This window comes from Henriciella pelagia (genome assembly GCF_002088945.1).
GTDB lineage: Bacteria > Pseudomonadota > Alphaproteobacteria > Caulobacterales > Hyphomonadaceae > Henriciella > Henriciella pelagia.
On sequence record NZ_NCSU01000006.1, the window covers coordinates 149390 to 170130 of the forward strand.

A 20741-nucleotide genomic window follows, 5' to 3' on the forward strand; every position below is an offset into this window, starting at 1 on the left:
GGTGAGCAAAAGGCGGTGTAATCGTCAAATTTCCGATTGGCAAGGGCAATGTCGATTTTGTGACAAAGCGTCCGCCCTGATCTGTTCCGACGGCGCAAAAAAGAATCCCTGAAGAGTCAGAGCCTTGTTTCAAAATTAAGATTCTGTTTACCAAAAAACGATTGCGCAGCGGAACAAAAAGAGAATATAGGGATCGGAACGGAAGGAGAACAACATGGAATGTGTCAATTTTCGCGGACGCTCTGGTCGCCTCGTTGCTTTCACCAGAATGGCATCCGACAGCGCATGGGCGAGACATGCTGGTGTGGCGCTCTTTGCGTCCCGTGACACCTATGGCTGGCGCATTGTCCGCATGGTCGAAATGACCGGCCGCATGCATGACGTCCAACCGTTCTGGGCAGAGCTTGACGCCAAGCGCTACGGTGCCTCTGCCATCTTCGTCCATGATGAAACCGATTTCGAGGTCCGTCGCGCCCTGATGAGTGACCTCGAAGCAGGGCTGAGCCCGGTCTTCCCGGCTTTTACCGGTGCTCAGCCCGAAAGCTTGCGCCTCGCGGCGTAGAGGAGGGGGTGCTGGCACTTTTCACCAGTCGGTGCCGGCACCCCGTTTTATTGTTCGAGCCGCTCGCCATACCAGGCCTCGATATCCTGTTCGACCATTGAGAGTGGGCGTGGTCCACCCCTCAGCACGGCCGTGTTGAAGCCCTGCTCGGAGAACCGGCCGGTCAGCACGGCTTCGGCGCGGCTGCGCATGTCCAGGATACGGTTGCGCCCATAGAAATAGGCCGATGCCTGTCCCGGCCAGACGGCATAGCGCGCCACTTCCTCTTCCATCGCCTCACGTGGAAATCCGGTCGTTTCGGTGAGATAGGTCACCGCCTCATCAAAACTCCAGCCTTGCGAGTGAATGCCGGTATCGACCACGAGCCGCGCAGCCCGCAGCAGGATGGACTGAAGATAGCCGATCCGGCCATACGGGTCGCCGGTATAGAGGCCTATGCCATCGGCAAGATCCTCGGCATACACCGCCCAGCCTTCACCATAGGCTGTATTCCAGATCATCTGGCGCAGCAGCGGCATGCGGCTCGACTGGGCCACGCTGGCGCTTTCGATGTGATGGCCGGGAATGCCCTCATGATGCAGCAGGGTCGCCAGGGTGAAGTCCGGCCACTGGCTGAGGTCGGAAAGATTGATCTGGAAGAGGGCAGGGTTGGACCCATTGGCCGCCGCCGGGACGTAGGATGCGCCGGCAAACGCATCTTCCTTATAGGCCGGCATGCGGGTGATCACGAGGCTGGCCTGCGGCGGCGATTCCAGGAGGCGGGGCATGATCTCGGCCGCCGCGCGCAAGTGCTGGCGTAGCCGGGCGAGCACCTGTTCTCGCGCCGTACCTTCATCATCATCTGCAAGGATTTGCCCTGGCGACGCTGAAAGCAGTCGCAGCCGCTCAGCGACGCTCCCATCTGTCAGTCCAATCATCGCAAACGCGTCATCAATTTCCGACTGTATGTCGGTCATCGCCCTGAGGCCTTCCTGGTGCAGGAAGTCGGGATCAATGCCCGCTTCAGTATAGAAACCGAGAATGTCGCGGTAATAGGCATTGGCTGCGGCCACGCCGTTTCCGGCCATCGGGGCGCTATTGTCGGACAGCTCGATTCCGGGTGCGGTGGAGGCATCGAGGGCCAGTCGCTTCACTGTGTCTGCAAAGTCGAGATAGGCTGGAAAGACCCTGTCTGTCATCAGGCGCCGGACAGTGGCCCGATAGTCCTCAGCGGAATATTCCTCGCCCTCATCGAGGCCGCCAATCACTGCGTCGAAGCGAACGATCAACGGGTGCTCGTCAACGGCCTGCCCGGCGAACTGGCGCAGGCGCTGCTCAAGTTTATCGAGGACGATGCGTGGCGGAAGGATTCCGTTCGCGGCGTCTGAAACGAGGCGTCTTCTCTCGTCCTCGACAGCGCCAGGCAGGGCCGAGAGCCTCGCGAGGAAATTGTCAGCCTCCCTGTACGAACTGAGTGGCTGGCTCGAAATCAGAAGGTCCGGCACATCGACCCAGGCACCGCTCAGCTGGTCAACCGCATACGGCCGGGCCAGACCCGGCTCATATCGGCCAAATCCATAGGATTCGAGCCGCGTCAGCGCTTCATACTGATCGCGGATGATGTCGAGATGGCGCGCCAGCCGGCTGTCATCCGGCAGGGCGGGGGCCGCGTTGAGACGCTCCAGTAATTCCAGCCGCAGCAGCCGCTTTCTTTCAAAGCGCGCCTGCGAGCGGTCGTCGAGCGTGCTCTGGAAGGGCTGGCCGATCCGCGTCTCTTCAAGGCCGAGCCGGCTCGCGGTTTCCGGAGACAGGGCGAGTTCGGCAAAGGCGGTGTCACGAAAGGTCTGGTCGATCTCCTGCACCGTGCGCCGGGCGATCCCGTCTTCATTCACCGGTGCTGAACAGGCTGTAGCAGCGCATACAGCCAGGGTGACAAGGCCAACGTGGTTCGAGGTGAAAAAGCGCATCAAAAAGCTGTTCCGGTTCGGTCTTCGCAACATGACAGTATGATTAAACTCTCAGCATAATCGCTGTTCGGCGGTTGTGAGTGGTAATCATATTCGATAAACCCCGCCGGTCTAATTAACAGGAGTTTCCCGTGGAAAATACTCAGCCAGCACAGACTGCGCCGCTCAGCGGGCAAGTTCTCTTCTATTCCAATCCCCAGCCGCTTTCCTCGGAGAAGCACGGTGGTCTTGGTATCAAGCAAGTGGAAAAGCCATTCGCGTTTCTTGGCAAGGCGCATGCTGTGCCGCTGACCGTGAATGAGTTTGGCCTCGCGGCGACCTCCTATCCGATCCTCTTCGTCGGCGAGGATCGCACGCCAATCGGCGCGATGGGCATCCGCCAGAACGAGAACCTGTTCGTGTCCAAGGACGGCACGGTTGACCCGGATTTCTATGTGCCTGCCTTTGCGCGTCGTTATCCCTTCGTTTTCGCCAATGACCAGCAAGGCCAGCGCCTGCTGCTCTGCGTCGACCGGGATGCGCCAATGGTGACCAACCAGCCTGAAGTTCCCTTCTTCGAGAACGGACAGCCGAGCCAGTTCACCAACAACGCCATGGAATTCTGCCAGGAGTTCGAACGTCAGCGCCAGAACACCGAAGCCTTCGTTCGCACGCTGCGCGACCTTGACCTCTTCACCAAGAAGACGGCCGCGTTCCAGCCGCGTGATGCGCAGGGCAATGAGTCCGGCCCGCAACAGACGCTCGCCGAATACTGGGCCATCGACGATGCCAAGCTTCAGGCACTTCCTGCCGACAAGGTGGAAGAGCTGAACCGCAATGGCATCATCGCAGCCTGCGCGGCCTGCTCGATTTCCCTGCTGAACTGGTCCCGCGTGATCAACCGCGCCATCAAGACCCAGTCGTCGGAAATCGATTCCGCCAACCAGCAGCCGCAGCCGCAAGGCGGATCAGAAGGCCCGAGCTTCCAGATCTAGTCGGTTTCCGGCGTCATTCTGATGCAGGACACAACAAGGCGGCTCGGCAAATTGCCGGGCCGCTTTTTTGTTCAAACAAGGTCCTCACGTTTTAGAGAGGTGGTTTCATTCGATGCCAATTGCAGCATATGGCTTCGCAGAACGATAACTCTGAGTGACTATTCAATTCGCATGATGAAAAAACTGATCCAGCTCTTCGCACTGTGTCTTGCCACATTGAGCGCTGCGGTGCCGGGCGTCGCCGAACCGGTTGATGGAGGGCACGCCCGTGTCGACTTCATCAGCGAACGGGAAGTCGCCATTCCCGGTGAAACCGTCTGGCTCGGCTTTGATTTCGAGATGGACCCCAAATGGCACATTTACTGGCTGAATGCGGGGGATGCGGGGATTCCGCCAGAAATGTTCTGGTCCGACGAGACCACCATCGACGAGGCGGCCATTGGCGAGATCAGCTGGCCGCGACCCGAACTCATCCCCGTCGTTGAAGGCGAGATCATGGATTATGGCTATAGCGACCGCGTGGTCCTGCCATTTCCGGTGACCATCCCAGACGACGCTGACGACACGATCCGCTTCGATGGCACGCTGGACTATCTTATCTGCGAGGACATCTGCATTCCCGAACGGGTGGAGCTCACGCTTTATCTAGAAGTCGGCGACACGCAGGTCCCCGACATGGACGGCGCAGAACGCATTGCGGATGCGCTGGCACAAGTGCCGCCCGAACTCGATGGTGAGGCGCGTCTTACCCAGGATGGTGATACCTGGGTCCTCTCTGTCACCGGCGACCAGATTGCAGGCATCACCGGGGACGCCCGCTTCTTTCCTGAAACCCACGACATCGTGCACTCGGCTGACCAGCCGCATGAGTTTGGCGAGGCGGGTGTTCGCCTCACCCTGACGCCCGATAGCGACGAACTTCCCGAAACGCTGGCCGGTATACTTGCAATCCACCCGGCAGGGGGCGGCGATCCGATAGCCGTGAACATCGACGCTGTACCGGGCGACGCGCTGGAAGGCACGACAGGCATTGCTGGTGCCAGCGGCTCCGGCCGGACGGAAAGTTCTGGCGCGAGTGGCGGGATCAATCTTGTCGTCATGCTATCGCTGGCGCTGCTGGGCGGGCTGGTCCTCAACCTCATGCCGTGCGTACTGCCAGTCCTGTCAATCAAGGCAATCGGCATGGTCCAGGCGGCAGCCCAGGGGGAGAAATCGCATCTTCGCGAACATGGCATCTGGTACACGGTGGGTGTCCTCCTGTCCTTTGCCGCGACGGCCGCTGCATTCCTCACGCTACGTGCAGCAGGCCAGTTCGTCAGTCTTGGCTTCCAGCTCCAGTATCCGGCGGTCGTGGCGGCGCTGGCCCTGGTCATGGTCCTGATCGGCCTGTGGCTGCTCGGCGTCTTTCATCTCGGCACATCTGTCCAGAATGTCGGGTCGGGGCTTGCCAGCAAGCGTGGCAATTCCGGCGCATTCTTCACCGGTGTTCTCGCAGCAGTCGTTGGGGCGCCTTGCGTTGGCCCCTTCGTTGGCGTGGCTCTTGGTGCTGTGCTCGACAAGCCATGGCCCATCGTCATGGCGGTCTTCCTCGCGCTTGGACTTGGTCTCGCCCTGCCTTTCCTCGTGCTCAGTTTCGTGCCGGGTCTTCACAAGGCACTGCCGAAGCCCGGCGCGTGGATGGAGCGTCTGAAGCAGGCATTCGCCTTCCCGATGTTCCTGACGGCGGCCTGGCTCATCACTGTGCTCGGCAATCATCCCGCCGCCGGAGCGACTGCTTTCGGTGCCGTCATCCTCGCTTTCGGCGTTTGGCTGATGAGCGTTTCCGGTGGCAAGCTGAAAGTGCCGGTGCTTGCCGCAGGCGCGGCGCTCAGTGTGTTCGCGATTGGCTGGCCGGTCATGGCAGGCTTCAGGGATGCCCCGGCCGATACCAGTGTGAAATCCTACGCGTCAGTAACACCTGAGCCATGGTCGAATGAGCGCGTCGCAGAGCTCATTGCGGCGGGCGAGGGGGTATTCGTCGACTTCACCGCGACCTGGTGCGCGACCTGCCAGGTGAACAAGCGCACGACACTTACCAAGCCAGATGTGCTCGATGCGATGGCTCAAGCGAATGTGAACTTCCTTGTCGCCGATTTCACTAGGCCGAATGAAGAGATTGCGGCAGAACTCAAGAAGCGCGGAAGCCCCGGCATTCCGCTATACCTTCTCTATGCGCCCGGCGAGAGTGAGCCAGAAATTTTGCCAACTTTGCTCAATCCGGGCATGATGAAACGGAAACTCGGCGCCTTCGAAACCGCCGGACTGGAAGACAACTAGGGAGTTCGCTCATGTCAAAGATTACCCGCCGCGAAATCAGCCTCGCCTCCGGCATGGCCGCCGCCGTCGCGCTCAGCGCCGGTGCCCTGATCGCATTTTCTGCCGATGCGTCACCGGCAGCAGAGCCGGGCAATGTCGCGCCAGCCTTCACGGGCACGACCAGCACGGGCGAGGAAGTGTCGCTTTCGGATTTTGCCGGCAAGACCGTCGTTCTCGAATGGACAAATGATGGCTGCCCTTTTGTGAAGAAGCACTATGCTGAGCCGCCGAAGAACATGCAGACCCTGCAAAGTGAAGACGCGGCGGGTGACGATGTGGTCTGGCTCCAGATCATTTCGTCCAAGCCCGGCTCGCAGGGCTATGTCTCGGGCGCCGAAGCCAACGCGATCAATGAAGGCCGCGGCGCAACGCCAGACCATGTCATTCTCGACCCGTCAGGCGATATTGGCCGTCTGTATGATGCCAAGACCACGCCGCACATGTTCGTGATCAAGGGCGACAGCGAGATCGCCTATGCCGGCGCCATCGATTCGATCCGCTCGGCACGGGTCGAGGATATCGAGACTGCAGACAATTATGTCCGTGCAGCGCTGGGTGCGGTTGAGGCCGGCGAGCCGGTTCAGGTCGCATCCTCCAAGCCTTATGGCTGCTCCGTCAAATACTAGTCCGGGTCAACCGGTCCGCACAAATCACTCGATGCGGCGTACCCGGAAGAGGACGCCGTCATCGAGCTTCATCATGAAGCTGCCGAGGGCGGCGGACCTGACCGTTGCATTGTCGACGCCGACTTTGCGCGAATAGTAGACCCGCTTATTGTCGGTCTGTTGCCAGACCTGTCCGTTCTCCAGATAGATGACGAACTTTCCGTCGGACGTCGAGGAGACCCGGGCGACCGGTGAGGTAATTTCCGTGAGCTCATTGTCTTTGTCGTCTCCCCCAAGAGCGGGCATGACAAGCTTCGGCAGGCTGGGGAGCGAGAAGCCGAAGGAGTCGCGCTTCACCTCTTCAACCTGTTCGCGTGTCACGGTGACGACGTCTCCGGCATCTTCGGCCGCTTTCAGCCGTCCGACGGCCGCATCGTAACAGGTGAGGCGTTCGCTATCGCCTGCAATATTGGAGCAGGCATAAACGCTGGCTGTGGACGCGTTACCGGTCGATTCGTCGGCACTGGACGGCATGGATATTCCCATTGCTGCCCCTGCTGCGAGCAAAATATACTTCATTATCGTTCATCTCCTGCTCAGCTCTGCCGCGCTCTCTTTCCAAGAGCGCGCTCGTCTGAGACACTATGACGAGATGGTTAAATAGGGAAAGTCACGCAAACACATGATCAGATCACTGAAGACGTCGCTTCTGGCAGCATCTGCTGCCGGGCTTGTCATGACACTTGCTGCCTGTGGCGGCGGCTCATCCTCCGATGATGGCGCGAAAGTGCTGCGCCGGGGCATCTCGGCCAAGGTCGACACGCTCGACCCGCATCGGTCTTCGGCGAAATGGGAGAACATCGTGATCTCCGACATGATTGTCGGCCTGATGACGATCACGCCCGAACGGGACGTGATTCCAGGCGTCGCAGAAAGCTGGGAGACGAGTGAAGACGGCCTGACCTGGACATTCAAGCTGAAGGAGACGGTGTGGTCTGATGGCGAACCTGTCACCGCAGAGGATTTCGTCTATGCCTTCCGCCGCATCCAGGACCCGGCCATCGCGTCCCAGTATTCCTCGCTTCTCTACATCGTGAAGAATGCGGCGCAGGTGAACGCGGGCGAACTTCCACCGGAAGAGCTCGGTGTGCGCGCGGTCGACGATTATACCTTCGAGATCACGCTGGAAGAGCCGGCCCCTTACCTGCTTGGCCTCCTGACCCACTACACCACCTATCCGGTGCCGAAGCACATCGTCGAGCAGTATGGCGAAGCGTGGATCCAGCCGGAGAATATCGAGGTCAACGGGCCCTACAAACTGGCCTACTGGCGCACAGGTGACCAGCTGGTCTCGGAAAAGAACCCACTCTTCTATGAGGCCGACGATGTCTGCTTTGACCGCGTCGCCTATTTCGAGATCGAGGATGCCTCGGCGGTCGAGCGCCGCATCGAATCCGGTGAACTGGATATCAATAACGGGTTCGATGGCGGACGCACTGTCGAGCTGGAAAAGAAATTCCCGGGCTGGGTACGCACCGCGCCGAGCCTGATCACCACCTACTGGACGCTGAACACAAGCCAGGAGCCGTTCACCGATGTGCGTGTGCGCAAGGCGCTCGCCATGGCGCTCGACCGCGAATTTATCGTCGAGAAAGTCCTGACGCCGGGCTATATTCCAGCCTACTCCTTCGTGCCGCCAACGATGAGCAATTACGAGGTTGACCGGCCTGAAGTGAGCTTCGTCGACCTCAGCCGTGAAGAGCGCCTCGCCCAAGCGAGATCGCTTCTGGAAGAGGCCGGATACGGGCCGGGCAATCCATTGAATTTCGAGTTCATCTATCGCTCGACGGACGACAATCCGAAAGTTGCGCCGGTGGCGCAGGCGAACTGGCAGGAAATCGCTCCCTGGGTGCGGGCGGACATTCTGAAGCAGGACACCAAAGTGCTCTATGCGCGTCTTCGCCAGAGCGATTTCGAGGCGGCTGACGGTGCCTGGGTCGCCGATTTCGACGACCCGATCAACTTCCTCTACCTGCTCGATTCCACGACGGGTCAGCAGAACTATGGCCGTTACAGCAACCCGGAATATGACAATCTGCTTGCACGGGCGAGCCAGGAGCGGGACCTTGACGCGCGCGCCGCGATCTTCGCAGAGGCCGAAGCCCTGATGCTGGAGGATTATCCGATCACGCCAATGTGGGTCCAGGTCACCAAGAATCTCGTCGACCCTGACATTACCGGATGGGGCGAGAACGCCCAGGACGATCACCTGTCCCGGTGGATGTGCCGGGCGGACGCGGCAACAGTCAGCGCCGAAAGCGAGGCACCGTCAGACGAATAGTCTGACTGTTGCTGGGAGGGGGGAATGAGTTCTGAGCTGGAAACCCTGGGAGCCGCATCTGTCGGCTCCCTGTCCACCACGCGCACGGCTGACCTGTCCGGTCAGCCGTGCCGCAATTGCGGGGAGATGGTCGAGCAGCGCCACTGTCCGCGCTGCGGCCAGCTTGCGGCAAGCTTTCACCGGCCCTTCATCTCGTTGATCTTCGAAAGCATCAATGATGCCATGGCGCTCGATGGCCGCATATCGAGGACGCTGCCGCTTCTGCTGTTCCGCCCGGGTGTGCTGACCCGGCGCTATAATGAGGGCAAGCGCGCGCGCTATGTTCCGCCATTCCGGCTCTTTCTGCTCTCCAGCCTGATCTTCTATTTCATCGTGTTCGCGCTGCTCGACGGCCAGTCCTGGACGAGTGATCCGATCAACATCAATGGCGACGCGCAGCGTGAACTCACCGACGAAGAAATGGCGGAACTTGAGAAGCAGCTGAACGAAGCGGGCATTGGGACCAGCGGGTCCTTCTTCAAGCTCGACTCAGGAGAAGAGAACGCCAGCGCCGGCCTCGAGTCTCCTGAAGCCGCTTCGGCCCCAGAGGGTTCGCCGACAGATGCCGATAGCGAAGAAGAGACAAGCGAGATTGAGGAGCGGCTGAGGCGCATCGCGGACAATCCGAAGCTTCTCTTCATGGCGATCCAGGACTGGGCGCCGCGTCTCAGCCTGCTGCTGGTTCCACTGACCATGCTCACGCTTGCCCTGATGTATTTCTGGAAGCGCAGGCTCTACACCTATAATCACGCCATACATGCCTTCCATCTGCATACATGGATGTATCTTGCCGGCGCTCTCACCGTCCTTGTCTCGCAGGTGACAGGTCCGGGCGTGTGGGCCGTGTTTGTCATCATCATGCCGATTTACGTCATACTGAGCCTGCGCGGAGCCTACGGCACCGGCTTCATTATGGGCTTCCTGAGAATGTGCCTGCTGTTTACGGTCTGGTCGGTGGGGCTCACCCTGCTCACCGCCTTCACCTTCATCGCAAGTGTATTTTCGGTATAGTTTCCTGTTAATTGCGAATAGGCGCGGTCTACAATTCTATACTTGTTCCGCGAAGTTGAGTAGAAATTACTCTAAGTTAGAGGGGCCGAAATAACGGGTGGGATTTGCTCTAGTTTCCCGCGATCACGGCAAGGATGGTCTCAACTGAAACAGTTTTGCAACACGTTTCCACCATCTTGTCTTGGTTTTGTCACTTTTCGTTGACCCCTGTCAGGCCCCTCCATAACCGTTAAAGCTAAGCCGTGCTCTTTCAGGGGAATGCGGCTGCCATTCAGGCTAAACGAGTTAATGTTGGAGGTTCCATAGTGAACGGGAATATACTCAAGAAGCACCTGCTCTCTTCGGCAGTGTTTGCTGGAGCGTCGATGACGCTTGTCGCAGCACCGTCGTTTGCGCAGGATGACGTAGAGACGGTGCCAGCCGTTTCAGCAATTGATGAAGACGAAGTAGCGCGGCAGGAAACGGTTGTCGTAACCGGCTCTCTCATTCCGTCGTCAGGCAACCTGGTTGCGACCAGCCCGGTCACCGAGATCGGTGCCGAGCAGTTCGCAATCCGCGGTACGCTGAAAGCCGAAGATCTCATTAACACTCTGCCACAGGCATTTGGAGCACAGGGCTCCAACCTTGCGAACGGTGGTACTGGTACTGCTTCCATCAACCTGCGTGGTCTGGGTTCGTCCCGTACGCTGGTCCTGATGAACGGTCGCCGCCTGCCTTACGGCTCGCTCAATATCGCCGCTCCGGACATCAACTCGATCCCGACCCAGCTGGTCGAGCGCGTTGACGTGCTGACCGGTGGTGCTTCGGCGACTTACGGTTCCGACGCTGTGTCCGGTGTTGTCAACTTCGTCATGAATGACGATTTTGAAGGCTTCCGCATCGACGGCAATTACAGCTTCTTCCAGCACAACAATGATGGTGAGCTTCAGGGCCTCCTGGAAGAGTTCTCTGCTGCAAACCCAAGCCAGTATGATGTGCCTTCGGGCAGCACCGTTGATGGCGAAGCGGTAGACATCACATTGATGGCTGGCGGCTACTTCGACAACGGCAAGGGCCACGCAATGGCTTATGCTGGCTACCAGAACGTCAACGAAGTCCTGCAGGGCAACCGTGACTACTCCCAGTGTGCTCTTGGTACCCGCAATAGCGGCACCGAGTTCACCTGCTCAGGTTCGTCCACGAACCAGTTCACGAACCTGCTTGACCTGTCCGGCTCTCTGCCGACGGGCGTCTGGGCACGCGTTGACCCGACCAATGGTACTTTTGCGGCACGCGACTTCGTGTCCGACACGTTCAACTTCAATCCGTACAACCACTTCCAGCGTCCGAACGAGAAGTACAACTTCGGTACGTTCATCAACTACGATATTACCGAGAATATCGAAGCCTATGGCGAGTTCATGTTCGTTCAGAACGAAACGAACTCCCAGATCGCACCTTCTGGTGTGTTCGGTTACGGTGTTGCCGGTGCAAATGGTGGCCTGAACTGTGACAACCCATACCTGTCCGCTCAACAGCGCGACTTCATCGGTTGTACCGGTCTTGCCCCTGACGCAGTTGTTGGTGCCGACGGCTCCCTGCTTGCGCTTCGTCGTAACGTAGAGGGTGGTCCTCGTAACCAGGACATCCGTCACACGACATTCCGGAATGTGATCGGTATCCGCGGTGACCTCGAAGGTACCTCAGTTGGCTACGATGTCTACGCGTCGTTCTCCAAAGTGGTTCGTGACGAAGTCTACAACAACGACCTGTCAATCCGGAAGATGTCCAACGCGCTTTATGCGGTTGACGATGGCAGCGGCAACGTTGTCTGTAACGTCAACGTTGACGCAGACCCGCTCAACGATGATCCAAACTGCGTACCGTACGACATCTGGTCGGGCAACGCGCCTGATCCTGCGGCGATCGCTTACATCGTTTCTCCGCTGAACCGCAGCGGCGACACCACGCAGACTGTGATCTCCGGCAAACTGTTCGGCTCCATGGCTGACTGGGGTATCGTTTCGCCTATGGCTGCAGATGCACCAGGCTGGGCCTTCGGTGCCGAGTATCGCCGCGACACGCTCGATTCCAATCCGGATGCCAACTACCAGTCCGGTGATGGTGCAGGTCAGGGTGGTCCAACGACTGCCATTTCCGGCGCTCAGAACGTGATCGACGTGTTTGCCGAACTTAACGTTCCGCTGATCCAGGACCGTCCGGGTATCTACACCCTCGGTTTCGACACGGCCTATCGTAAGTCGTTCTATGACAACGTAGACTCCGACGCGTACAAGTTCGGTCTTGACTACGCACCAACCGCTGACGTCCGCTTCCGCGCTTCGTACCAGCGTGCGGTCCGTGCAGCGAACATCTTCGAACTGTTCACAGCACAGTCGATCGGTCTGTTCGACCTCGACGATGGTGATCCATGTGGTGCGCTTCCAGGCGAAACGCCGATCTTCACGGAAGCTCAGTGTGTGAACACCGGTCTTGATCCAGCGAACTACGGTTCTGCCGGCCTGATCAACCCAGCCGGTCAGTACAACACCTTCGGCGGGGGTAACCCGGATCTTGAGCCGGAAGAGTCCGACACGATCACGTTTGGCTTCGTTGCGACGCCAAGCTTCGTTGACGGCCTGACGGTGTCGGTCGACTACTTCGACATCGAAGTGGAAGGTTACATCAACACGGTGCCAGAAGAGACCTCCCTGACCCAGTGTGGTCTGACAGGCGATCCGTTCTTCTGTTCGCTCGTCAACCGTGGTACTGGCGGCACGCTGTGGGCTGGTCAAACCGGCTTCATCACCGCAACGAACCTAAACACCGGTAGCCTCGCAACCAGCGGCTACGACATCCAGGCCAACTACCTGTATGACAGCGGTGCTTACGGCTCGTTCAACTTCGACTATGTCGGCACGATCCTCGAAAGCCTCGAGTTCCAGTCGCTGCCAGATGCTAGCGTTACGCCAGTCGTCGACTGTGCCGGCCTCTATGCCGGTCGTTGTCAGACGAACTTCGGTACGGGTGCAAACCCAGAGTATCGCCACAAGGCAAGCGTGACCTGGTCGCCAGTTGGTGGGAAACTCTTCCTGACCGGTACGTGGCGTTACTACGACGAAGTCGCTCAGGAAAACGCCGCACCTGATCCAATCAACGCGACGCTCGACTCCCAGAACTATCTGGACCTGTCGGCTCGCTACAACCTGCTGGACAACACGACGGTCCGCTTCGGTGTGAACAACATCACCGACGAAGATCCGCCACTGTCCTCCGTGGTTGGTACGGCACCAGGTAACGGTAACACCTACCCACAAGTGTACGACGCAATGGGTCGCTACATCTTCATGGGTGCGACGATCGACTTCTAGGTCGGTTATCGAAACTGAAATCGGGAAGGGCGGTCCTTGGGCCGCCCTTTTCTTTTGCGTGACGGGTAGAGAGCAGGTAGGTGGCAGGCGTGACGCGCAATCGACCCATTCCGACTATCAAACCTGATGATGCGGCTTTCATCCGCTCGCTGCTCATTCACGAAGATGACCAGGTGCTGGCCTTCAACAAGCCGTCTGGCCTGCCGGTCCAGACAGCGGGCGGGCGCGGCCAGTCGCTTGATTTCCTGCTCTGGGCGTTTGCTAAATCCAATGGCAAGCGCCCGAAACTCGTCCACCGGATCGATTCCGGCACCTCCGGTGTTCTCGTGGTCGCACGGACCAAGCCTGCCGCCGCGCACCTCTCCGAACAGTTCGCCAGCCGTACGACCGAAAAGACCTATCTCGCCATCGTGTCCGGCGACGTTCCCGCCGACAACGCCGGGGTCCTCTCGACGCCACTGAAAAAAGTTCCCTCAGACAGGGGCGGGCGCGAAAAAATGATCGCGGCGAGGGCGGGTGAAGCAGGAGCCCAGTCGGCGACAACCGCCTGGAGCATTCTTTCAAGGTCCGGTAATTACGCCCTCATCGAGGCAAGACCGGAGACGGGCCGCATGCATCAGATCAGGGCGCACATGGCCATTCTCGGCTGTCCTATTCTGGGCGACCGGATCTATGGCACTGGCAAGCTTTCCGCCGACCGGTTGATGCTGCACGCCGCCAGGCTCGACATCGAGCACCCCAATGGCAGCCGCCTCAGCCTTGAAGCGCCGCTTTCGGATGATTTTCTGGCAAAGGCCAGCGGGCTTGGCCTCCGAACCTAGCGATCGGCTGCCGGGGTCACAAACATCAGGCCGCTGCGAACCAGTCGACGGCATCATGATCGGCAATGAGATCGACGGCACCGTTCAGCATACGGAAGAACATGTTGTCGCCGCGTTCTGTCTGGGTGACGACCATGGCGGCGAAAAAGGCGGTCAGGAAATGCTGGTAGGCGCCAGAAACATAGTGACGGGTGAAGTCACCCCGCGAATAAGTGCTGACTCCAAGCGCATCGAGATTTTCAAGGTAAAGGTCGAGCAGGGCAGATTCGTGCTCTCTTCGCGTTGCCGGGTCAATCGCACCGGCAATGAAATAGCCGACATCGGCGCCGCCCGGCCCGTAGCCGAAACTCTGCCAGTCGACGACGGTCACAGGCTTTTCAGTGTTCGACAGGTCGAACAGCATGTTGTCCGGCCGGAAGTCGGAATGGATGAGGCAGCGCTGGCCGGTCCGGATCGTTTCATTGGCTTCGAGATTGCGGCTCATCGCATCGCCGATCTGCCTTGCCTGGCCCGCTACGCGTGCGCCATAGCGGGCCTTGAATCCATCCCAGAGACCGGCGACCAGCTCCGGTGAAATCGGGTTGGGCGCATTCGTCGTGCCCGATACCCAATGATACCGGTCCAGTGTCTCATCCTCCCAGAAAGCCGAATGCAGCTTGGCCGCTTCCTTCAGGACGAGGCGAGTTGCTTCGAGGCTTGTCCCGGCAAGCTGGTCGCCCTGTTCGGCCGGCGCAAGATCGCCCATGATCAGCACAAAATCGTGCGTCTCTTCATCAAGGTCGGTGAAATAGCAGCGCGGCGTCGAGATGCGGGCCTGCGGCTGGAGCAGCTGGTAGAACTTCACTTCCCGATAATAGTTCATCAGCTGGATGCCGGTCGCGCGGCTCTCCGCGCCGTCGGACGGGAACTTTCCGACAAGCGTCTTTGGCGCATCGGGCCCGGCGCGTTCATAGTCCAGCTTGAAGCGCACGCAGTCGCCAATCTGGCCGGTGCCGACCTGGCCGGCCTCGAAGGCGCGGACCCTGGCCTCAACGCCCCCGCTCTGCAGGGCAGCGGTCAGCCAGTCCGCATCAATGTCTCTCCATTCTCGAATGTCAGGCATTGGCGAGCTCTCCGAGGGGATGAACATAGACTTCATTGTGCGCGATCAGGCCGTCTTTCAGGATGACGAGATCAAAGCCGCGCATCCGGCCGCCTTCGCCATTCTCGCCAATGTCGCAATACCAGCGGCCGCAGAACCCGCCATTGATCGCCCAGACTGTCTCCGGTGTGTAGGTCATCGGCGGCGTCGAGCCGAACAGGCCTTCAAGATAGGTGCGCAGAGCGTCCCGGCCATTCAGGCCTTCGGTCGTCTGCGGGTCCTTATAGACGCAGTCCGGGGCATAGAAGCCGACAAGCCGTTCGACATCCTTGTCGCTCCAGGCTTTCAGCCAGTCTGCATTGAAGCGTTCGCAATCCATCGGGCTCATCCGTTCAACACCTTTTGCCTGTGTTCTTCGGTAAACATGTCGGCGGGAACCGTTTCCGGCCCGCCCATGATCGCCGCGCCATGAATACCGAGCGTCGGGTCCAGCGCCTTGCGCTCATGGTATCGCTTGCGGCGGGCGCGGGCCGTCTCGTCAAACTCCATATCGAGGGCCGCCTGCAGCTGGCCGGCAAAGCGAAGACGGCGCATGCGTTCGGCGCGTTCTTCGGCATAGGCGGTGAAGTCAGGCCGTCGGCTCTTTGGCGTCGCCTTCAGGATATCCGACACCATGCGCACATCGCGATAGGTGATTGAAAGGCCGAGCCCATTGATCGGATCATTCCAGCCAGCCGCATCGCCGATCAGCACGCAACCTTCCGCAAACGGTTCATCGGTCCAGCTGTCATTGTTGAAATAGGAAAACAGCGGCCCGGCCGGCGTTCCCTCCGCAATCGCCTCATTGCCGGGGGCGCAATTCATGCGGAACGCTTCCAGGAACTTCAGTGCGCCGTCCTCGCCGGCAAACCGGCCTTTTTCTTCCAGCGCATAACCACCATAGACGCGGACGCGGTCACCGCCCTGAGGGAAGGCGAGAAAGCCGAAATTGCCTTCCGTGCCGATGGCCTGTTTCGTGTCGATCCAGCCTCTGACCCCTTCAACGAGAAGCCCGGCGAACCAGTGATGCGGCTTGTCCTGATGCAGCTTGATGTCGGCTGCCTTGCGAACCGGCGACTGGCGGCCTTCCGCGCCGACGATGAGCGGCGCGCGGGCCGTGTAGGTTTCACCGCCCACTTCATAGGTGACAGCGGGTGCACGCCCCAGCTTTATGTCGGTGACATTGACGCCGCGCAGGGCCTCCGCGCCATTGCGGACAGCTTCGTCAAACAGCGTCTGACAGTGATGCGGATGTCCGATGGCGAGCGGGCCTGGCACGCCTTCAGCGAAGATTTCCAGAGGCAGGGCCGTCGCCTCGGCGGTCGCCGGGTCATAGCTTTCATCATATGTAACGTGCTGACGAATGTGATGGCCGCCCGCCTGGCAGAGCAGGTCATACAGGCCGAGCGTCTTTGTCTCGACAACACCCCAAGGCGCAATCCATTCCCCGCGCACACGGTCTTCATAGGTTTCGGACTTTTCGAGCAGCAGCACGGAGTGTCCGGCCTTCGCCATGGTCGCCGCCAGGGCAGAGCCGCCAATCCCACCTCCGATGATGATCAGGTCGTAGCTCAATTTTTCCTCCCTCACGCCTCTTGGCGGGCATGATGTGAAAGGGAGCGTACCGGCAGCGACGAGGCTGGCAAGCCACGACGCCGCGTCAGCTTCCCTGAGTGTGTGGACTATCGTTTCGCCCGCAATCGACGTAAAAGCCCGCCCATGAACGGATTTGTCTATGTGGCTCTCGGTGGCGCGCTCGGCGCAAGCCTGCGTCATGGCGCGGGGCTCGCAGCTGTGCGCTTCGGTCTTGGCGGCTGGCCCTGGGCCACCTTCTTTGTAAACCTGCTGGGCAGTCTCCTTATGGGCCTGCTGATCGGCTTCCTTGCCTTCAAGGGCGAGGGGCTCGGCGGCGGGCAAGGCACGCGTCTTTTCCTGGCCACCGGCCTGCTCGGCGGCTTCACCACTTTCTCGGCCTTCTCCCTGGAGATTGCCGAATATGTCCAGAAGGATGACTGGACCCGGGCGATTGCCTATGCGGGCCTCTCGGTCATCCTTGGTCTCGCTCTCGTTCTCACCGGCATGTTGATCATGCGGAAAGTCCTCGCATGAACCAGCAAGTCATCAACGAAACCGTCAGCCCGAAGGAAGAAGGCGTTCGCCTCGACCGCTGGGTGAAGCGCCGTCTTCAGGTCACGCAGGGCCAGCTCGAAAAGCTGCTTCGCTCCGGCCAGATCCGTGTCGATGGCAGCCGCGCCAAGGCCAATACGCGCCTTGAGGCCGGTATGGTTGTGCGCCTGCCACCTGTCCACCAGCCCACCGCGGAAGAAAAGAAAGCCTACAAGCCCGGCAAGGCGTCCTCGCGCGATGAGCAGTTCATGCGGGAAATGGTCATCTATGAGGATGATGACATGTTCGCGCTGAACAAGCCTGCAGGCATCGCCGTCCAGGGCGGCACCAAGCAGGGCGGGCGCCATATCGACGGCATGCTGGACATTCTCTCGGACGGCGAATATCGCCCGAAACTGGTCCACCGGCTCGACAAGGAAACATCGGGCCTGCTTCTCATCGCCCGTCACCCGGCATCGGCTGCGCGTCTCGGCGAACTCTTCCGCTCGCGCGACATGGAGAAGGCCTACTGGGCCGTCACCGTCGGTGCGCCGAAGCCGCCAGCCGGTCAGGTCCGCTGCTGGATGACCAAGGGGCAGGGACCGGAAGGCCGCGAACGCATGGTCCAGTGCGCGCAAAATGACGAAGGTGCCCGCCACGCCGTCACCGATTACGTCACTGTTTCACAGGCTGCCCAGAAGGCTGCATGGGTCGCGCTGCGCCCGCAGACGGGCCGCATGCACCAGCTGCGCTTTCACATGCACGAAATCGGCACGTCCATTCTCGGCGACGACAAATACGTGACCCGGCGCGAGATTCCGCAGGGCGTCGCCTCCGGCCTGCACCTGCATGCCCGTGCCCTCCTCATCCCGCGCCCGAACAAGAAGCCGCTGCTCCTGAAGGCGCCTTTGTCAGGTCATATGAAAGAGACGTTCAAGACGCTCGGCTTCCTTGAGGAAGAAGCCGGAAACGACCCGTTTGAGTTGTTTCTCTGAGAGTGAGCACCACCCGGCGTCCCCCTCCGCCTGCCGGCACCTCCCCCGTCAACGGGGGAGGATATCAAGACGCAGATGACAGTCGCCGTCTTCCCCCGCCTGCGGGGGAAGTGGCCGCGAAGCGGTCGAAGGGGGCACTCTATCATTCTGTACTTAAAGTATTTTTGAGCAGTCTCGAAACTTTGATAATTAGGCTCGCTCGAGAGAATCATTGGAAGACCCCCGCATGACCTTCAAGCTCGCCATCTGGGACATGGACGGTACCATAGTCGACAGCCGGGATGTCATCCGTACGGCCATGTGCCGCGCCTTCGAGGCGTGCGGCCTGCCAGAGCCGCACTATGACGACCTCCGCAAGACCATCGGACTTGGCCTTGAAGAAGTCTGCCAGACGCTTGCGCCGGATTATCACGACATTCCGGGCCTCTCGCTTGCCTACAAGGAAGCATTCGTCCTCCGCCGCCAGGAGGAGGACTTCAAGGAGCCGCTCTATGACGGCGCGATGGAAACGCTGGAGCGTCTCGCAAATGACAACTGGCTGATCGCCATGGCGACGGGCAAGTCCCATCGCGGTATCCGCGCGATCTTCGAGATGCATCCGCTGGAACAGTATTTCGATACGATCTGGTGCGCCGATGACGGCCCGGGCAAACCACACCCTTTCATGGTCGAGCAGGCCATGAATGCCCTGGGCGCGGACGCCCACCAGTCTCTGATTATCGGCGATGCGATCCACGACATTGCAATGGGGCGCAATGCCGGCATTCACACAATCGGTGTCAGTTGGGGATTTGGCGAGGCGAGCGAACTGGAAGCCGTCGGCGCGCATGAAATCCACCATGATTTTGCCAGCCTGAATGCTGGCCTGGATCAGTTCGCCTTCGCCAGTTCAGAAAAATAGGGAACCCCTTCGCAGGTGCAGCGTTAGTCACGCGGTTACCAAGGCAAACAAGGGGAACCTCAATGAAAAAACCACTTCTCGCACTGCTGTTCGCAATGGGTGCTGTTGGCACGTCCGCACTCGCCGCCTGTGACAGCAATGATGGTCCACTGGAAGAAGCCGGTGAAGAAATGGATGAAGCGGCAGATGATGTCGAAGATTCGGTCGACTAGATAGCCGCCCGACAGAAGTTTCAGAAGGGCCGTCCCGGATAGGGGCGGCCCTTCGCGATTCTGGTCCAATGTGCTGTTTTCATGATGTTAAATGCAGTTTCCATGGATCGCTTTCATCCCGGCTGCGTTGCTTGGGCAACATTCATTGACAGCAAGGGCACTCACATGAAATTCGGCATTGATCATCTACTGGCGGGCATGGCAATCGCTGCAGCCGGCGGAGGGGTCCTGTCACTTTCAGCCTGGTCCAGCCCGAACACCAATCCGATGGAAACGCGGTTCACCGAAGCTGACTATGCCGCTTTTGATCGCAATTTCACTTATGGGGACCAGACCTGCGAGGTCGGCTTTGCCGATCACGGCCTGTGCTTTTCATCGTCCAGCCTCGAGAACAATATTGTGAAGGGCGAACGCTTTCCCGACACCATGTATCCGCTGGCTCTCGAATGGCGCGCTTCGCTCAACATGCCGCGCAAGCCCGACGCCCTCAAGACCGTGAGGATCGGCCGGACCATCGCATTGATGGACCGCGAAAGCCGCACCGTTATCGATACGATGCGCCTCGACCGGACGAGTTTTGCAGAGGCCACGCAGGCAACATCCGGCTGAATTCTGACAAGTCCCGTTTCATTTCCGTCCGGCCCGTGTCAGGAAGCAGGCCATGACACCTGCACCTGACCGGGCCGCCGGCCTTCCAAAGAAATTCTACAAGTCCGCGGGCGCAGCCGCTGTCGAAGGCGGCTGGCGCGTCGAACTGGACGGGCGACCGCTGAAAACGCCGGCCAAGCAGGATCTCGTCCTGCCGAACGACGCGCTGGCCGGCCTGGTCGCGAAGGAATGGGCCGGGCAGGGCGACCATATCGACCCCGCCACCATGCCTCTTACCCGGCTGGTCAACGTCGCGCTGGACCGCACGCCCGCTGCACGCGAAGAGCTCGCCGCCGAAGTCGCGAAATATGCCGAGACCGATCTGGTTTGCCATCTCGCCGACAGCCCCGCAGGCTTGCGCGAGCGTCAGGAAGCTGGCTGGCGGCCGCTGCGCGAATGGGCCGGAAAAAAGCTCGATATCGTGCTGGTGCCGGTCGAAGGCATCATCGCATCGCCGCAGCCGCAAGCATCGCTGCAGGCGGCGCATGACCATGCCCTGTCGCGCGATGACCTGACGCTGACCGGGCTTGCCTGGGCCTGCGGGCTCTACGGCTCGTGCGTCCTGGCCTATGCGGTCCTGGAAGGTGAGGTCGATGCTGGCACCGCCTTTGACCTCTCGCGCATCGATGAAGACTGGCAGATCGAACAATGGGGCGAGGATGAAGAAGCCGCCGAGGCGGCCAGGGCCCGCCGCCGCGACGCCGAAGCGCTCGGCGCCTTCTTCCGGTCCCTTCGCTGACACGCCAGCGCCAATT

19 protein-coding genes are annotated in these 20741 nt (G+C 59.9%); 14 read left to right on the forward strand and 5 right to left on the reverse strand.

Features of this window, described 5'->3' with window-relative positions:
- Positions 1-214 precede the first annotated feature (214 nt).
- Positions 215-562: a hypothetical protein gene (locus B8746_RS01890; protein ID WP_084391536.1), complete on the forward strand. Its 348-nt coding sequence runs from the start codon at positions 215-217 to the stop codon at positions 560-562.
- 47 nt (positions 563-609) lie between these two features.
- Here B8746_RS01890 and B8746_RS01895 read toward each other — a convergent pair whose 3' ends face one another.
- Positions 610-2508, reverse strand: a complete 1899-nt coding sequence (locus tag B8746_RS01895) for a DUF885 domain-containing protein (RefSeq protein WP_158084510.1) — start codon at positions 2506-2508, stop codon at positions 610-612.
- Positions 2509-2639: 131 nt separating this feature from the next.
- On the opposite strand from B8746_RS01895, the gene B8746_RS01900 reads away from it, so the two are divergent.
- The 3 genes from B8746_RS01900 to B8746_RS01910 all read left to right on the forward strand — a co-directional run bounded on the left by B8746_RS01900 (position 2640) and on the right by B8746_RS01910 (position 6463).
- Positions 2640-3482, forward strand: coding sequence for a SapC family protein (locus B8746_RS01900; RefSeq protein ID WP_084391538.1), 843 nt, complete (start codon positions 2640-2642; stop codon positions 3480-3482).
- Positions 3483-3653: 171 nt separating this feature from the next.
- Positions 3654-5798, forward strand: coding sequence for a protein-disulfide reductase DsbD family protein (locus B8746_RS01905; RefSeq protein ID WP_158084511.1), 2145 nt, complete (start codon positions 3654-3656; stop codon positions 5796-5798).
- Positions 5799-5809: 11 nt separating this feature from the next.
- On the forward strand, positions 5810-6463 hold the full coding sequence (locus B8746_RS01910) for a redoxin family protein (protein ID WP_084391540.1): 654 nt from the start codon (positions 5810-5812) through the stop codon (positions 6461-6463).
- Positions 6464-6487: 24 nt separating this feature from the next.
- Here the strand turns inward: B8746_RS01910 and B8746_RS01915 are convergent, their stop codons facing one another.
- Positions 6488-7021 carry a hypothetical protein gene (locus B8746_RS01915; protein WP_084391541.1) on the reverse strand — a complete coding sequence of 178 codons (534 nt, stop codon included), beginning with the start codon at positions 7019-7021 and terminating at the stop codon, positions 6488-6490.
- Positions 7022-7124: 103 nt separating this feature from the next.
- On the opposite strand from B8746_RS01915, the gene B8746_RS01920 reads away from it, so the two are divergent.
- The 4 genes from B8746_RS01920 (at position 7125) to B8746_RS01935 (ending at position 14004) form a co-directional block, all read left to right on the forward strand.
- Positions 7125-8783: a peptide ABC transporter substrate-binding protein gene (locus tag B8746_RS01920; RefSeq protein WP_084391542.1), complete on the forward strand. Its 1659-nt coding sequence runs from the start codon at positions 7125-7127 to the stop codon at positions 8781-8783.
- Positions 8784-8807: 24 nt separating this feature from the next.
- Positions 8808-9833: a DUF3667 domain-containing protein gene (locus B8746_RS01925; protein WP_084391543.1), complete on the forward strand. Its 1026-nt coding sequence runs from the start codon at positions 8808-8810 to the stop codon at positions 9831-9833.
- 305 nt (positions 9834-10138) lie between these two features.
- Complete coding sequence (locus B8746_RS01930) at positions 10139-13183, forward strand: TonB-dependent receptor domain-containing protein (RefSeq protein ID WP_143434501.1); 3045 nt, start codon at positions 10139-10141, stop codon at positions 13181-13183.
- Between the two features lie 89 nt (positions 13184-13272).
- Positions 13273-14004 (forward strand): RluA family pseudouridine synthase, encoded by a 732-nt coding sequence (locus B8746_RS01935; protein WP_084391666.1) that lies wholly within the window; start codon positions 13273-13275, stop codon positions 14002-14004.
- Positions 14005-14029: 25 nt separating this feature from the next.
- On the opposite strand, the gene B8746_RS01940 is transcribed toward B8746_RS01935, so the two are convergent.
- From B8746_RS01940 to B8746_RS01950, 3 genes are read right to left on the reverse strand one after another with little or no spacing between them, the layout of a single operon-like run.
- Positions 14030-15106: a phosphotransferase gene (locus B8746_RS01940; RefSeq protein WP_158084512.1), complete on the reverse strand. Its 1077-nt coding sequence runs from the start codon at positions 15104-15106 to the stop codon at positions 14030-14032.
- Entirely contained in the window at positions 15099-15473 is a 375-nt protein-coding gene (locus tag B8746_RS01945; protein WP_233123827.1) for a nuclear transport factor 2 family protein, read from the reverse strand. Before B8746_RS01945 ends, B8746_RS01940 begins: the two co-directional genes overlap by 8 nt.
- Positions 15470-16699: an FAD-dependent oxidoreductase gene (locus tag B8746_RS01950; RefSeq protein WP_233123829.1), complete on the reverse strand. Its 1230-nt coding sequence runs from the start codon at positions 16697-16699 to the stop codon at positions 15470-15472. Before B8746_RS01950 ends, B8746_RS01945 begins: the two co-directional genes overlap by 4 nt.
- Positions 16700-16843: 144 nt before the next feature.
- Here B8746_RS01950 and B8746_RS01955 point away from each other — a divergent pair, with 144 nt between their 5' ends.
- From B8746_RS01955 to B8746_RS01975, 6 genes are all read left to right on the forward strand, one after another.
- Positions 16844-17233, forward strand: coding sequence for a fluoride efflux transporter FluC (locus B8746_RS01955; RefSeq protein ID WP_084391669.1), 390 nt, complete (start codon positions 16844-16846; stop codon positions 17231-17233).
- The gene (locus tag B8746_RS01960) at positions 17230-18225 is read left to right on the forward strand and encodes an RluA family pseudouridine synthase (protein ID WP_084391546.1); all 996 of its coding nucleotides are present in this window, start codon (positions 17230-17232) and stop codon (positions 18223-18225) included. The genes B8746_RS01955 and B8746_RS01960 overlap by 4 nt, the downstream gene beginning before the upstream one ends.
- 226 nt (positions 18226-18451) lie before the next feature.
- Positions 18452-19126 carry an HAD-IA family hydrolase gene (locus B8746_RS01965; protein WP_084391547.1) on the forward strand — a complete coding sequence of 225 codons (675 nt, stop codon included), beginning with the start codon at positions 18452-18454 and terminating at the stop codon, positions 19124-19126.
- Between the two features lie 62 nt (positions 19127-19188).
- Entirely contained in the window at positions 19189-19338 is a 150-nt protein-coding gene (locus B8746_RS17215) for a hypothetical protein (protein WP_188657379.1), read from the forward strand.
- A 165-nt stretch (positions 19339-19503) separates the two neighbouring features.
- On the forward strand, positions 19504-19947 hold the full coding sequence (locus B8746_RS01970) for a hypothetical protein (protein WP_143434502.1): 444 nt from the start codon (positions 19504-19506) through the stop codon (positions 19945-19947).
- Positions 19948-19999: 52 nt separating this feature from the next.
- Positions 20000-20725, forward strand: a complete 726-nt coding sequence (locus B8746_RS01975; protein ID WP_084391549.1) for an ATP12 family chaperone protein — start codon at positions 20000-20002, stop codon at positions 20723-20725.
- The last annotated feature ends 16 nt before the right edge of the window (positions 20726-20741 follow it).